Source organism: Brevundimonas sp. Soil_N_31 (genome assembly GCF_057655995.1).
Window position 1 is genome coordinate 115,089 of sequence record NZ_JBDGLE010000009.1, and the last position, 13,781, is coordinate 128,869.

Sequence of the window (13,781 nt, forward strand, 5' to 3'; positions counted from 1 at the left end):
CATGGCCTGGGAGACGCGCCATCACACCCTGATGCGCCAGACGGCGGCGGACGGCCCGTGGAGCGCCCGCCTGAAGGGCGTCGACACCATCCAGCCGCTGCTGGCGGCCGAGGCCTATTACGACGCGGTGGCGGATCTGTGCGAGGAGGTCGATATCTGGTCGACGACCTATCTGCACGTTCTGGACGGCGAGAACGCGGTGCTGGAGTGGATGAAGGGCACCGCCCTCAGGCCTTATCTGACCGCGCTTTGCGAAGACCCAGCCAACCACGACGCCTTCCTGGCGCGCCTGGCTCAGGTGTTGGGCGAGGCGTTTCCGCGGCGTCCTGAGGGAAGGACTCTTCTGCCATTTCCTCGACTGTTTCTTCTGGCGCGCCGGTCTGACGGCGACGGTGCAGGGTCTCGATCGGCCCGTTGAGGCTGTCCAGGGCTGCATGCGCGGCCTCGTAGCCCGCCGCGACGCCCGGCTCATAGGCTTTCCAGTCGCGGATATCGACGCCGTCGGGCGTGGGCAGGATCAGCAGGTCCGTCTCGGCGCGGGCCTGCATCCGCTCGGCTTCGCTGGACAATGTGGCCGAGCGCATCAGGATGGAGACGATCGGCGGCCCGTGCTTCCAGGCGCCCGACAGGATCCAGCGCCACCAGGACGGCGGATTCTCCAGCATCTCGGGATCGACGCCGCGCGTCATGGACACGTCGACGCCGACGACGGGCCCGCTGTTCAGCCGCCGCATCACATCGCTGGGGAAGTTGCGCAGCACGGCGCCGTCGACCAGCACCTGGCCGTTCATCACCACGGGCGGCATGACGCCGGGGATGGAGATGGAGGCGCGCAGAGCGTGGCGCAGCATCCCTTCACGATGAACCTCCAGCTTGCCCGAGGTCAGATTGGTCGAGACGGCGAAGAAGGGCAGCAGCATGTCCTCCATCTGCACGTCGCCGAAGGCCTCTTTCATCATCGCCTTGACCTTGCGGGCGTGCGTCATGGCGATGATGGGCGGGGCGATGTCGGCCAGGGGGTCGGACAGGACGAAGGCCTGGCGGATGTGGTGCTCAAGCTCTTCGTCCGACCAGCCCAGAGCTGGGCCCGCGCCGATGACCGCCCCCATGGAAGCGCCGCCGATGAAGTCGATGGGCGTGCCCGCTTCGCGCAGGGCCTTCAGCGCGCCGATGTGGGCATAGGCGCGCGCGCCGCCGCCCGACAGCACCACGCCCACGGCCGAGCCGGTGATCAGGCGGGCGATCCGCGCCGTGTCGTCGAACAGGCCCTCGATCGCATGGAACCAGCGGCCCGGCTTCAGCACGTCCAGCCAGGCGCGGGTGTTGCTGGGGCGCGGCATCCGCGGATCGCGCAGCAGGATCAGGTCGGTGCGCTGGCCCGCGTCGTCCCAGTCGTCGGCGACAGGCGGGGCAGGGGGCGGCGGGCGGTCGGCGGCGCCGACCAGGAACAGGCGGTCGACCTGGCGCGCGCACAGGGTGGCCCAGTTCGGCTCGTCCGCCTCGGCGACATAGAGGACATAGTCGTGGGCGTCCTCGACGCGCGAGAACCATTCGGCCGCCGACGCCAGGGCCGAACTGTCGATGACGTGGCAGGTGACGCCCTGGGCCTCGACCGCGCGGGCCACGCGCTCGACGAAGGCGCGGATCGGCTTGCCGCGCGCGGAAACGAAGCCGAAGACGTTCGGCTCGGTCCCGCCGCCGCGCTCGCGGGCGCGGGTCAGCATGATCTGGCCCAGTTCGGACATCAGCATGGGATCGTTGCGTGCAGCGTCGAAGAAGGCCTCGCGCGGCAGGGCCAGCACGTCGCTGTCGCGCAGGGCGACCACGTCCGACATGTGCGAGGTGCCGGCCAACATGGCCAGTTCGCCGACCGGTTCGCCCGGCTTGATGACGGCGGTCATCTGCGGAACCCGTCCGTCGTCGTGACGGAAGACGCCCAGACGCCCGGCGCGCAGCAGATAGAGGGTGTCGGCCCGGTCGCCGGCCGAGAACAGCCGCTCGCCCCGCGTCAGGGCGAACCAGCTGGCGCGGCTGTCCTGCGCGTCCTCGAAGGCGCGGGACAGGGCGACGGCGAGCGTGTCCGGTCGAAGCGGGGCCATGACAGGCAGATATAGCCGATTTCGTCGTGGGGGAACCGAACCGGCTTCCCCCCGGCGCGGAAGCCTCCTAAACCTTGGGCATGCCCAAGCTGATTTCCGCCGTCGATCGCAACAGTCCTGCTTTCAAAACGCTGGATGCGCACAATCGCGCCCTGCGGGACGAGCTTTATGAAAAGGTCGCCAAGGCCGCGCGCGGCGGCTCTGACGCCAGCCGCGACCGCCATGTGGCGCGCGGCAAGCTGTTGCCGCGTGATCGGGTCGAGCGCTTGCTGGACCCCGGCTCGCCCTTCCTGGAGGTCGGCCAACTGGCGGCCAACGGCATGTACCGGGACGAGGCGCCGGGCGCGGGCATGATCTGCGGCGTCGGCCGGGTGTCGGGTCGTGAGGTGATGATCGTCGCCAACGATCCGACGGTGAAGGGCGGCGCCTACTTCCCCATGACGGTGAAGAAGCACCTGCGGGCGCAGGAGATCGCTGAGCAGAACAACCTGCCGTGCGTCTATCTGGTCGATTCCGGCGGGGCCAACCTGCCGCACCAGGCCGAGGTCTTCCCGGACCGCGACCATTTCGGCCGCATCTTCTTCAATCAGGCGCGGATGAGCGCGCGCTCGATCCCGCAGATCGCCTGTGTCATGGGATCGTGCACGGCGGGCGGCGCCTATGTGCCGGCCATGTCGGACGAGACGGTGATCGTGCGCAATCAAGGCACCATCTTCCTGGCCGGTCCGCCGCTGGTGAAGGCCGCGACGGGCGAAGTTATCTCGGCCGAGGAACTGGGCGGCGCCGAGACGCACGGCCGCAAGTCCGGCGTGGTCGACCATGTGGCCGAGAACGACGAGCATGCGCTGGAGATCGTGCGCTCCATCGTCGCCAATCTGAACACCACCAAGCCCCAACCGCTGGACGTGCGCGAGCCGCGCGCGCCCGCCTATGATCCGGCCGAACTGTACGGGATCATTCCTGAGGACGTCCGCGCCCCCTATGACGTGCGCGAGGTCATCGCCCGCATCGTCGACGGCTCGGAACTGGACGAGTTCAAGGCGCTGTACGGCACGTCGCTGGTCTGCGGCTTCGCCCGCATCTGGGGTCAGCCGGTGGCCATCCTGGCCAACAACGGCGTGCTGTTTTCGGAAAGCGCGCAGAAGGGCGCGCACTTCATCGAACTGGCGTGCAAGCGCAAGATTCCGTTGCTGTTCCTGCAGAACATTTCGGGCTTCATGGTCGGCGGCAAGTATGAAGCCGAGGGCATCGCCAAGCACGGCGCCAAGCTGGTCACGGCCGTCGCCTCGGCTGAGGTGCCCAAGTTCACCGTCCTGATCGGCGGGTCGTTCGGGGCGGGCAACTACGGCATGTGCGGCCGGGCCTACAGCCCGCGCTTCCTCTTTACCTGGCCCAACAGCCGCATCAGCGTCATGGGCGGCGAGCAGGCGGCCAGCGTCCTGGCCACCGTCCACCGCGACGCGGATACGTGGACGCCGGAAGAAGCCGAAGCCTTCAAGGCGCCGATCCGCCAGAAGTATGAGGACGAGGGCAACCCCTATTACGCCACGGCTCGCCTGTGGGACGACGGGGTCATTGACCCGGTCCAGACCCGCGACGTGCTGGGTCTGGCCATCAGCGCCAGCCTGAACGCCCCGATCCCCGAGACGACCTTCGGCGTGTTCCGGATGTAAGGTTACAAATTAAACAGCGCTCAAAAAACTGCTTGAAGCCGGATCGCGCGGCTGAGAGTGTCGCGTCGGCGATCTCGATGCGGGATCGAAATCTGGACGACAAGGACAGTGACATGAAGAAGACGGCAGCACTTATCGCCCTGACCACGCTGCTTGCGGCTTGCGGATCGCAGGCCGATTCCAAGGCCCCGGCCACGGTTGAAGCCGCGCCTGAGGCTGCGGCGACGACGCAGACCGAACCGGTCTCGGCGGCTGAAGAGGCGGCTGCGCGGGCGGGCGAGCCATCCGAAGCGGTCTTCCCGGTCGGCTATCGCGGCAACTGGGACTATAGCGACGACGGCTGCGCCAAGGACGAGAGCGGCACGCGCTTCGTCATCACGGCCAATGAGATCAAGGGCTATGAGGACACCTCCAAGCTGGTGGCTCTGGAGACCTTGCAAGGTGAAGGCGACGCCATCCGCGTGGTTCTGGAGAACCAGTCGTCGGACGGCGACCAGACGCTCGTCCAGACCCTGCGCCTGTCGCCGGTGGCGGGCGTCTCGCTGCGCGTCGAGCAGGACGGCAAGACCGTTCGCGCCAACCGCTGCGATCCTGTTTAATCGCCTTCTTCCCCAGCGAGGGGGAGAGGGATGACGTTTGAAGCGTTCTATCGGCCAAGGAGCCCATCATGACTGACCAAAAGCCGACCGAAGAAGAGCTGAACGCTCTGGACATCACCGACGCCGAGGCGGCGGAGATGAACGCCATCGCCCACCCCTTCGTCGCCGATGCGGCGCCGGACGCCAACGACGACCTGGTGCAGATCGACGCCACCGCCGACGGCGTGGTCTTCGTCACCATCAACCGTCCCGAGAAGAAGAACGCCTTCGACGCGGCGACCATCGCCGCCCTCTATGAGGCGTTCGAGACGCTGCACGGCGCCGACAAGGTGCGCGTGGTCTTCATCCGTGGCGCGGGCGGGACGTTCAGCGCGGGCGCAGACCTGAACTGGATGCGTTCGGCGGCCGACTGGTCCGAAAGCGACAACCGCGACGACGCCATGGGTCTGGCCAAGATGCTGAAGGCCCTGCACGACGTGCCGGCCCTGACGGTGGCCCTGGTCGAGGGTGCGGCCATGGGCGGCGGGGCGGGCATCGTCGCCGCCTGCGACATGGCCGTGGCCGTGGAAGGGACGCGCTTCGCCTTCTCCGAGGTCAAGCTGGGCCTGATCCCGGCGACCATCGCCCCCTATGTCATCGAGGCGGTCGGCGCGCGGCGCGCGCGCCAGCTGTTCCTGACGGCCAACATCTTCGACGCCGACTACGCCGCCCATGCGGGACTGATCGACATGGTCCTGCCCGAAGGTTCGGTCGATGAGTTCATCTCCATGCTGACCGACAGCCTGTCGGCCAATGCGCCGGGCGCGATGGGCGACGCCAAGCGCCTGGTGAACGACGTGGCGGGCGAAGAGATCGACAACCGCCTGCTGGAAGAGACCGCCAAGCGCATCGCCCGCGCCCGCGTCTCGGCCGAGGGCCAGGAAGGCGTCCGCGCCTTCCTCGACAAGCGCGCGCCGAGCTGGGCGCAATAAGGTAGTCTGATGTTCAAGTCCGTCCTGGTCGCCAATCGCGGCGAGATCGCCTGCCGCGTCTTCCGCACCGCTCGTCGCATGGGGCTGCGCACCATCGCCGTCTATTCCGAGGCCGACGCCCAGGCGTTGCACGTTCGTGAGGCGGATGAGGCGGTGCTGATCGGCCCGGCGGCGGCGCGCGACTCCTATCTGGATGCGGCCAGGGTGCTGGCGGCGGCCAGGGCGACGGGGGCGGAGGCCATCCACCCCGGCTACGGCTTCCTGTCCGAGAACGCCGACTTCGCCGAGGCGGTGGCGGCGGCAGGCATCGTCTGGATTGGCCCCAAGCCGTCCTCGATCCGCGCCATGGGCCTGAAGGACGCGGCCAAGAAGCTGATGATCGAGGCGGGCGTGCCCGTCACCCCCGGCTATCAGGGCGAGGACCAGTCGCTGGAGACCCTGACGGCCGAGGCGAACCGCATAGGCTTCCCTGTCCTGATCAAGGCGGTCGCGGGCGGCGGCGGCAAGGGGATGCGCAAGGTCGATCGCGCCGAGGACTTCGCTGATAATCTGGCCTCGGCCCAGCGCGAGGGGCAGTCGTCCTTCGGCGATCCGCGCGTCCTGATCGAGAGCTACATTACCCGCCCGCGCCACATCGAGGTGCAGGTCTTCGGCGACAGCCACGGCAACGTCGTCCACCTGCATGAGCGCGACTGCTCGCTGCAGCGCCGCCACCAGAAGGTGATCGAAGAGGCTCCGGCGCCGGGCATGGATCAGGCCACGCGCGACGCCGTCACCGCCGCCGCCGTGCGCGCCGCCAAGGCCGTGGACTATCAGGGCGCGGGCACCATCGAGTTCATCGCCGACGCCTCCGACGGGCTGAAGGCGGACCGCATCTGGTTCATGGAGATGAACACCCGGCTTCAGGTCGAACACCCGGTGACGGAGGCCATCACCGGGGTCGATCTGGTCGAGTGGCAGTTGCGCGTCGCGGCGGGCCAGCCGATCCCGCTGGCGCAGGCCGACATCCCGATGAAGGGCTGGGCGATGGAGGCCCGTCTCTATGCTGAGGATCCGGCCAACGGCTTCCTGCCGTCGATCGGCAAGCTCGATCATTTCGTCATGCCCGACGACATTCGCGTCGACACCGGCGTGATGCAGGGCGGCGAGGTCAGCCAGTTCTACGATCCGATGATCGCCAAGCTGATCGTCCACGAAGACACCCGCGAGGCCGCCGCCGCCCGTCTGGCCGACGCCTGCCGCGACGTAGAAGTCTGGCCGGTGAAGACCAATGCGGGCTTCATGGCGCGTTGTCTGGACCATCCACGCTTTGTCGAAGGCGACGTGGACACCGGCTTCATCGCGGCGGAGGAGGGAGCGCTGATCGCCCCGGCTCAGGTTTCCGCCCGTGCTCTGGCTGCTGCGGCCGGACAGATCGGGCTGGAGGCGGACGCCGCCGCCTTCGACGCGCCGGACAATGTGCTGGCGCCGACCCGTGCGGGCCTGTTCGGTTTCCGGCTGAACGCGGCGCCGCAGGCGCATACGGCGGTCCATCATGACGGCGTGGCTCACGCCCTGACTCTGACCGGCGAGCCGGGCTGGTATGGCCGTTCGTCCAGCTTCTCCGCGAGCGGCGATTTCGGCTCGGCCCAGATCTATGGCGAGCCCGGCGTGGTCGTGGTTGACGGCGAGGTGGTCAGCACCCTGTCGCCTGACGCCGAGCGGGTTCTGGTGTTCGACGGCGGCGACGTGGTCGAGTTCCGACGCCGCAAGTCCAGCGGACCGGCAGGCGGCTCCGCCTCCGACGGCGGCCTGCGCGCGCCCATGCCGGGCAAGATCGTCGTTGCGCCTGCCAAGGCGGGCGACAAGGTCGCCAAGGGTCAGCCGGTCGTGGTGCTGGAGGCCATGAAGATGGAGCACGCCCTGACCGCGCCCTTCGACGGCGTGGTGGCCGAGTTCAACGTCGCCGTCGGCGATCAGGTCACGGACGGCGCGGTGCTGGCTGTTGTGAAAGCTGAAGGAGCCGGCGCATGATCGTTGCGGCGATGATGGCGACGGCGCTTCTGGGCGCCGATCTGAGCGACATGCCGACGGCCTCTGCGGCGGATCTGCAGTGTATGGGCCTGCTGGCGGTGGCGATCGACGATCCGACCGCCTCGGATGCCCTGAAGCAGCAGTATACCGGCGGCATGATGTATTATCTGGGCCGTCTGGAAGGCCGCGATCCGGCGCGGAACTGGATCGGGCGGATGCTGGAATATACGGACTCCACCCCGGTCCAGCAGGTGCGTTCGCACAGCCAGCGGTGCGGACAGGAACTGATCGCCAAGGGGCAGGAAATCTTCACCCAACTGGATCGCGAGCCCTGAGCCGGGCTGGCCTTCGCGGCGTCGGATGACTAGTTGGGCCGCATGCCCCTGCACATGATCAAGCTCTGCGTCGGCGTGACCGAGGTCGAGACGCTGGAAGCGAACGCGGCCCGGTCCGACTGGCGCATCGTCCACACCCGCATGACGCCCAAGCGCGCGGCCGAGATCGAGGACGGCGGCTCGCTGTACTGGGTCATGAAAGGCTCCGTGACCTGCCGCCAGCGCATCCTCGAGATCACGACCATAGGCGAGGGCAAGGCCAGCCGCTGCGAGATCAAGCTGGACAGCCAGGTCATCCGCACTGCGCCCCTGGCCCGGAGGCCGTTTCAGGGCTGGCGCTATTTCGAGAAGGACGTGCCGCCGGACCTGACCGTGGCCGAGCCGACGGACCTGCCGCCTGACCTGGCGCGAGAGTTGCGCGAGCTGGGCGCCTGGTAGGCGCCTGAAACGCACGTAAAATCGTTTGACCCGCGCCTGCGCGCGTGGCTGTTGCGGCCTCCGATGGTCCAGTCCCTGTTCAGCTTCCATAATCGCGCCACCCTGACCGAGCTGATGAAGCTGGCCTGGCCAGTCGTGCTGGCGCGTCTGGGCATCATGACCATGGGCCTGACCGACGCCATCGTCGTCGGCCACTACGCCAGCCGTGAGCTGGCCTATCACTCACTGGCCTGGGCGCCGTCCTCGGTCGTGCTGACCACGGCGGTCGGCCTGATGATGGGGGTCCAGGTCATCACCGTCCGCCTGCTGGGCGAGGGGCGCGGCGACGAGGTCGGCGCCGTCTTGCGACGCGGCATGACCTACGCCCTGCAGATCGGCTTTGTCGCCATGATCGGCCTGCTGCTGCTGGGGCCGTTCGGCCTGGTGCACATGGGGCTGGAGGACGGTCTGGGTGAAGGCGCGACGCCCGCCCTGATGGTCTTCGCCCTGTCGATGCCGGCCTATCTGATTTCGATCTGCGCCCTGTTCTTCCTTGAAGGACTGCATCGGCCCAAGGCGGGCATGGTGGCCATGTGGGTGGCCAATGCGGTGAACCTGGGTCTGAACCTGCTGCTGGTGCCGGATATCCTGGGCATCGGCCTGGACGGCGCGGTGGCCTCGTCCTGGGCGACGTTCGGCGCGCGTATGGCGCTGGCGATCTTCCTGGTGATCTTCATCCTGCGCCTGCCTGAGGCGCGCGCCTGGGGCGTGTTCAACAAGCCCAAGCGCGACAAGGCGGTCGAAAGCCAACAGATCAAGGTCGGCCTCGGCGGCGGCGCATCCAATTTCATCGAGGTCGGCGCCTTTGCGGCCATGACCCTTTTCGCCGGGCAATTGGGCGCGGCCGAGACCGCCAGCTGGGCCGTGGTCATCAACGTCTCCGCCATCGTCTTCATGGTGCCCATGGGCCTGTCGTCGGCGACGGCCGTGCTGGTGGGGCGCAGCTACGGCGGCGGCGACAGGGCGGGCGTCATGCGGGGCGGCCTGGCGGGAGTCGGCGTGGTGACGGTGCTGGCCTTCATTATCGCCATCGGTCTGTGGCTGACTGCGCCCTTGGTGGTCAGCGCCTATACGACCGACCCGGCGATCCTGGCCATCGCGGCGCCGGCCCTGGCGCTGGCGACGCTGTTCTTCGTCGCCGACGCCCAGCAGGTGGTCGCCGCCCAGGCCAACCGCGCGGCGGGCGACGTAGTATGGCCGACGCTGATGCACCTGCTGTCCTATGGTTTCATCATGATCCCGCTGGGCTGGTTCCTGGCGCATCGCATGGGCGTGGACGGCCTGGTCTGGTCGGTGATCGTCGCCAGCCTGATCTCGGGCGCGCTGCTGACCGGGCGGTTCGTGCGGATCGCGCGGCGTCTGCCGACGGCAAGGGCGACGCCTGTCTCATAGGCGTCCGGCCCATAAAAGGTGACGGCTGGGTTTGCGCCCTCTATATCCGACGCCTCCCTGTCAGACGTTGGAAGATCATGTCCCGCATCCTCATCACCTCGGCGCTGCCCTACATCAACGGCATCAAGCACCTTGGGAATCTGGCCGGGTCGATGCTGCCCGCCGATGTGTGGGCGCGCTTCATGCGAAGCCGGGGGCATGACGTCCTCTATGTCTGCGCCACCGACGAGCACGGCACCCCGGCCGAGCTGGCCGCCGCCGCCGCCGGTCAGGACGTCCGCACCTATTGCGACGAGCAGCACGAGGTTCAGAAGAAGGCCGCCGACGCCTTTAGCCTGTCGTTCGACATCTTCGGCCGCAGCTCCAACGCTCCGAACACCCGCCTGACCCAGCACTTCGCCAAGGTGCTGGAAGAGCGCGGCCTGATCGAGGAGCGCGTCGACCGGATGATCTATTCCATCGACGACGCCCGCTTCCTGCCCGACCGCTATGTCGAGGGAACGTGCCCCCACTGCGGATATGAGAAGGCGCGCGGCGACCAGTGCGACAACTGCGGCCGCCTGCTGGACCCGACCGATCTGATCAATCCCTATTCGGCGGTGTCGGGCAGCCGCAATCTGGAGGTCCGCGACACGCGCCACCTGTATCTGCTGCAGACCAAGGTGGCCGATGACGTGCGCGCCTGGGTCGACGCCCGCTCGCCCCAGTGGCAGCCGCTGGCCCGCTCCATCGCTTACAAGCATCTGGACGACGGCCTGATCGATCGCGGCATCACCCGCGACCTGAAATGGGGCGTGCCGGTCGTCGGCCCCGACGGCGGTCCGCGTCCGGGCATGGAGGGCAAGGTCTTCTACGTCTGGTTCGACGCGCCCATCGAGTACATCGGCGCGACCGAGGAGTGGGCGCAGAAGACCGGCGGAAACTGGCGTTCGTGGTGGCGTCTGGACGAGGGCGCCGCCGATCCTGAAAACCCCGTGCGCTATGTCCAGTTCATGGGCAAGGACAACGTCGCCTTCCACACCGTCAGCTTCCCGGCGACCATCCTGGGCTCGGGCGAGCCGTGGAAGACGGTGGATCAGCTGAAGGCCTTCAACTGGCTGAACTGGTACGGCGGCAAGTTCTCGACCAGCATGAGCCGGGGCGTCTTCATGGACCAGGCGCTGGAGCTGCTGCCCGCCGACTACTGGCGCTGGCACCTGACGGCCTATGGTCCGGAGCATTCCGACGCGGCCTTCACCTGGGAGCAGTTCCAGTCGACGACGAACAAGGATCTGGCCGACGTGCTGGGCAACTTCGTCAACCGCATCGTCAAGTTCACGGAATCCAAGTTCGACGGCGTCGCGCCCGAGGGCGGCGAGCCGGGCGCGCTGGAAGACAAGCTGGCGGCTGACGTCAAGGCGGCCCTGGCCGGCCTGACCTATGAGTTCGAGGCCATGGAGTTCCGCAAGGCGGCCCAGGCGGCGCGCGCCCTGTGGGTGCTGGGCAACGAGTACCTTCAGGAAGCCGCCCCCTGGACGGCGCTGAAGACCGACCGCGAACGCGCGGCTGTGGTGGTGCGGACCGGCCTGTCTCTGGTCGCCCTGTTCGCCCGCGTGACCGCGCCCTTCATGCCGGAGGCGGCGACCCGTATCGCCGCCACGGTCGGTGCGACCGACCTGTCGTGGCCGGACGTCGAGGGCGACCTGTTGAATCTCGTTCCCGCCGGCCAGGCGGTCGCCGCCGCCCAGGTGCTGTTCGCCAAGATCGAGGACGCCCAGGTCGCCGAATGGACCGAGCGCTTCGGCGGCGCCGAAGGATGATCTCGTCCTCTCACTGAATAAGAAGAAGGCCCGGAGCGATCCGGGCCTTTCGTGTTTCAAGAGGTGGGCTCAGTGGGCTGGACCGTTTGAGGCGGCGGGTCGCGTCGTTCGCGACCGCCGGGCAGAGCGTGGGGCGTGTGGGAGTCGACGCCCTTGCCGCCCTGGCGCAGATGCTTGGCCTGTTCCTCGGCGCCGATGTCGAGGAAGGCGGGGGCGGAGGCGTTGAACTGATCTGCATGGCCGGTGCGCACGATGACCGAACGCCCGCCGTCCCAGATCATGTGCAGGGCGACGTAGAGGACGATGGCCAGGCCGACATAGGCGATCCAGCGATAGCGGTTCAGCAGCTTGGCGATGAAGCTGGCGGCCAGGCCCATCAGGGCGATCGACAGGATCAGTCCGAAGACCATGATCCACGGGTGGTCATGGCTGGCGCCGGCGACGGCCAGGACGTTGTCCAGGCTCATGGTCAGGTCGGCGATCATGATCTGGATCAGGGCGGCGCCGAAGGTCTTGCGCTTCAGGCCCATTTCTTCCGGCGATGGCCCGCCGCCGTGTTCGATGGCCATGGCCCGTTCGATTTCGGCCTCGGCCTCGGCCTGGTCGTGGGTGGCCTGTTCGCGCAGTTCGCGCCACATCTTCCAGCACACCCACAGCAGCAGGAAGCCGCCCGCCAGCAACAGGCCGACGATGGCTAGAAGCTGGACGGTGATGAGCGCCAGGCCGATACGCATGACGACGGCGGCGGCCAGACCGATCAGGATGGCCTTGCGGCGTTGTTCCTGGGGCAGGGCGGCGGCGGCGAGGCCCACGGCGACGGCGTTGTCGCCGGCCAGGACCAGGTCGATCATCAGCACCTTGCCGAGGGCGGAGGCCTGACTGATCAGTTCGGGATTCGAGAGGAAGTCCATGCTGGACTCTTAAAGCCCGGCCGGACCCGCGCCAAGACGCCGCAGGGACGAGTTGACGCGGGGGCTTGTTCCTAGCCCGCGCGGCCTTGGGCGCGGGCGGCTTCATACAGGGCGATGGCGGCCGCGTTGGAGACGTTCAGGCTCTCGAAACCGCCGGGCATGGGGATGCGGGCCATGGCCTCGCAGTGCTCGGCCACCAGGCGACGCACGCCGTCCCCTTCTGATCCCATGACGATGACGGTCGGTCGGGCGTCCAGCGCCTGTTCCAGCGTCAGTTCCGATTCGCCGTCCATGCCGATGGCGCGCCAGCCGTGGTCGGCCAGCTTCTCCAGCGCGCGGCTGAGATTCGTCACGCGGGCGCAGGGCAGGCGTTCAGTAGCGCCGGCCGAGGCCTTGGCCAAGGCGCCGGCGAGGGCGGGGGAGTGACGGTCCTGCACCACGATGCCGCGCGCGCTGAAGGCCAGGGCCGAACGGAAGATGGCGCCGACGTTCTGAGGGTCGGTCAACTGATCCAGCATGACGATGACCCCCTCGGCGGGTTCGGCCAGGTCTTCCAGGGCGACGCCCTCCAGCGGCTGGACCTTGAAGGCCATGCCCTGGTGCACGGCGCCGGCGGGCAGCATCCGGCCCAGGGCGACAGAATCGACCACTTCGATTCGGTGGCCGTTCGCCAGATTCTCGCGCTGGATCTCTTCGGCGCGGTCTTCCGTGACCATCAAACGGCCGCTTCCGCGACGCGCGGGATTCGCCAAAGCGGCCAAAACCGGATGACGTCCCCAAAGAAAATTATCGGCGTCCGGACGCGAACGGGCGGTTTTGCGTTCGTTATCGTTCCCGCCGCGTCCTTGCGTAGCGGGCGTTTGAGGCCGATCCAGACGGCCTTCCCCTCTCTTTTGGAAAGATTGTTTTTTACCGGTTTTCCGGTCGTTGCGTTCTCGAAATGACGACACTATAAGACGGCCTCCGATTTGGGCCCCAGGGCTTTCGGTTCAGGCGCTTCCTCTACTGCAGGCGTCGCCCGACAGCGAAGGCTTTCGTCGCGAAATGATCGAAAGATTGTTTCCGGCGTTTCCAGACCGGCATTGACATAAGGCGCGCTGGGGGAATGTCCCGAGCGGCAAAGGGGGCGGACTGTAAATCCGCTGCGTAAGCTTCGCAGGTTCGAGTCCTGCTTCCCCCACCACGCGCCTTCAATGCCCTGGGACGGAGTCCAATGAAGGTATCGGGTGCGGAAACGTCGCTCTTCATGCGAAGAGCGGTGCAACCGCATTCTTCGTGCGGGTATAGCACAATGGTAGTGCAGCAGCCTTCCAAGCTGAGGATGTCGGTTCGATCCCGTCTACCCGCTCCAGGTTTTTTGAACTGAGCACAGCGCCCCTCCGTTCCGGACCCGGGCCACAGGAGTTTGGCCATGGCCAAGGAAAAGTTCGAACGTACGAAGCCGCACGTGAACATCGGCACGATCGGTCACGTTGACCACGGCAAGACGACGCTGACGGCGGCGATCTCGAT

Annotated in this window: 12 protein-coding genes and 2 tRNA genes; 11 read left to right on the forward strand and 3 right to left on the reverse strand. The window is 67.5% G+C overall.

From position 1 onward, the window contains the following. Window positions 1-227: 227 nt before the first annotated feature. Window positions 228-2,099, reverse strand: a complete 1,872-nt coding sequence (locus tag AC3A3G_RS14725; RefSeq protein WP_487488544.1) for a patatin-like phospholipase family protein — start codon at window positions 2,097-2,099, stop codon at window positions 228-230. Between the two features lie 80 nt (window positions 2,100-2,179). On the opposite strand from AC3A3G_RS14725, the gene AC3A3G_RS14730 reads away from it, so the two are divergent. The 8 genes from AC3A3G_RS14730 to metG all read left to right on the forward strand — a co-directional run bounded on the left by AC3A3G_RS14730 (window position 2,180) and on the right by metG (window position 11,358). Beyond that, entirely contained in the window at window positions 2,180-3,772 is a 1,593-nt protein-coding gene (locus AC3A3G_RS14730) for a carboxyl transferase domain-containing protein (protein WP_200165695.1), read from the forward strand. A gap of 113 nt (window positions 3,773-3,885) precedes the next feature. Further along, complete coding sequence (locus AC3A3G_RS14735; protein WP_200165693.1) at window positions 3,886-4,371, forward strand: hypothetical protein; 486 nt, start codon at window positions 3,886-3,888, stop codon at window positions 4,369-4,371. Window positions 4,372-4,439: 68 nt separating this feature from the next. Next, window positions 4,440-5,342 (forward strand): enoyl-CoA hydratase-related protein, encoded by a 903-nt coding sequence (locus tag AC3A3G_RS14740; RefSeq protein WP_200165691.1) that lies wholly within the window; start codon window positions 4,440-4,442, stop codon window positions 5,340-5,342. Between the two features lie 9 nt (window positions 5,343-5,351). Next, window positions 5,352-7,355, forward strand: a complete 2,004-nt coding sequence (locus tag AC3A3G_RS14745; protein WP_487488545.1) for an acetyl/propionyl/methylcrotonyl-CoA carboxylase subunit alpha — start codon at window positions 5,352-5,354, stop codon at window positions 7,353-7,355. After that, window positions 7,352-7,690 (forward strand): hypothetical protein, encoded by a 339-nt coding sequence (locus AC3A3G_RS14750; protein ID WP_368925435.1) that lies wholly within the window; start codon window positions 7,352-7,354, stop codon window positions 7,688-7,690. Before AC3A3G_RS14745 ends, AC3A3G_RS14750 begins: the two co-directional genes overlap by 4 nt. Before the next feature lie 42 nt (window positions 7,691-7,732). Then, window positions 7,733-8,128: a DUF1489 family protein gene (locus tag AC3A3G_RS14755; RefSeq protein ID WP_125902278.1), complete on the forward strand. Its 396-nt coding sequence runs from the start codon at window positions 7,733-7,735 to the stop codon at window positions 8,126-8,128. A gap of 63 nt (window positions 8,129-8,191) precedes the next feature. Continuing rightward, window positions 8,192-9,559 carry an MATE family efflux transporter gene (locus tag AC3A3G_RS14760; protein ID WP_487488546.1) on the forward strand — a complete coding sequence of 456 codons (1,368 nt, stop codon included), beginning with the start codon at window positions 8,192-8,194 and terminating at the stop codon, window positions 9,557-9,559. 77 nt (window positions 9,560-9,636) lie between these two features. Then, window positions 9,637-11,358: a methionine--tRNA ligase gene (metG, locus tag AC3A3G_RS14765; RefSeq protein ID WP_487488547.1), complete on the forward strand. Its 1,722-nt coding sequence runs from the start codon at window positions 9,637-9,639 to the stop codon at window positions 11,356-11,358. A 56-nt stretch (window positions 11,359-11,414) separates the two neighbouring features. Here metG and AC3A3G_RS14770 read toward each other — a convergent pair whose 3' ends face one another. Together AC3A3G_RS14770 and rlmB are read right to left on the reverse strand one after the other, a co-directional pair. After that, the gene (locus AC3A3G_RS14770; protein WP_200165680.1) at window positions 11,415-12,269 is read right to left on the reverse strand and encodes a TerC family protein; all 855 of its coding nucleotides are present in this window, start codon (window positions 12,267-12,269) and stop codon (window positions 11,415-11,417) included. 71 nt (window positions 12,270-12,340) lie between these two features. After that, the gene (gene rlmB, locus AC3A3G_RS14775) at window positions 12,341-13,219 is read right to left on the reverse strand and encodes a 23S rRNA (guanosine(2251)-2'-O)-methyltransferase RlmB (RefSeq protein WP_200165678.1); all 879 of its coding nucleotides are present in this window, start codon (window positions 13,217-13,219) and stop codon (window positions 12,341-12,343) included. A gap of 149 nt (window positions 13,220-13,368) precedes the next feature. On the opposite strand from rlmB, the gene AC3A3G_RS14780 reads away from it, so the two are divergent. The 3 genes from AC3A3G_RS14780 to AC3A3G_RS14790 all read left to right on the forward strand — a co-directional run. Next, a tRNA-Tyr gene (locus AC3A3G_RS14780) sits at window positions 13,369-13,452 on the forward strand. A 94-nt stretch (window positions 13,453-13,546) separates the two neighbouring features. After that, window positions 13,547-13,620 (forward strand) — tRNA-Gly (locus tag AC3A3G_RS14785). A 60-nt stretch (window positions 13,621-13,680) separates the two neighbouring features. Beyond that, on the forward strand, window positions 13,681-13,781 hold a 101-nt coding region (locus tag AC3A3G_RS14790; RefSeq protein ID WP_147417950.1), incomplete at its 3' end, for a GTP-binding protein.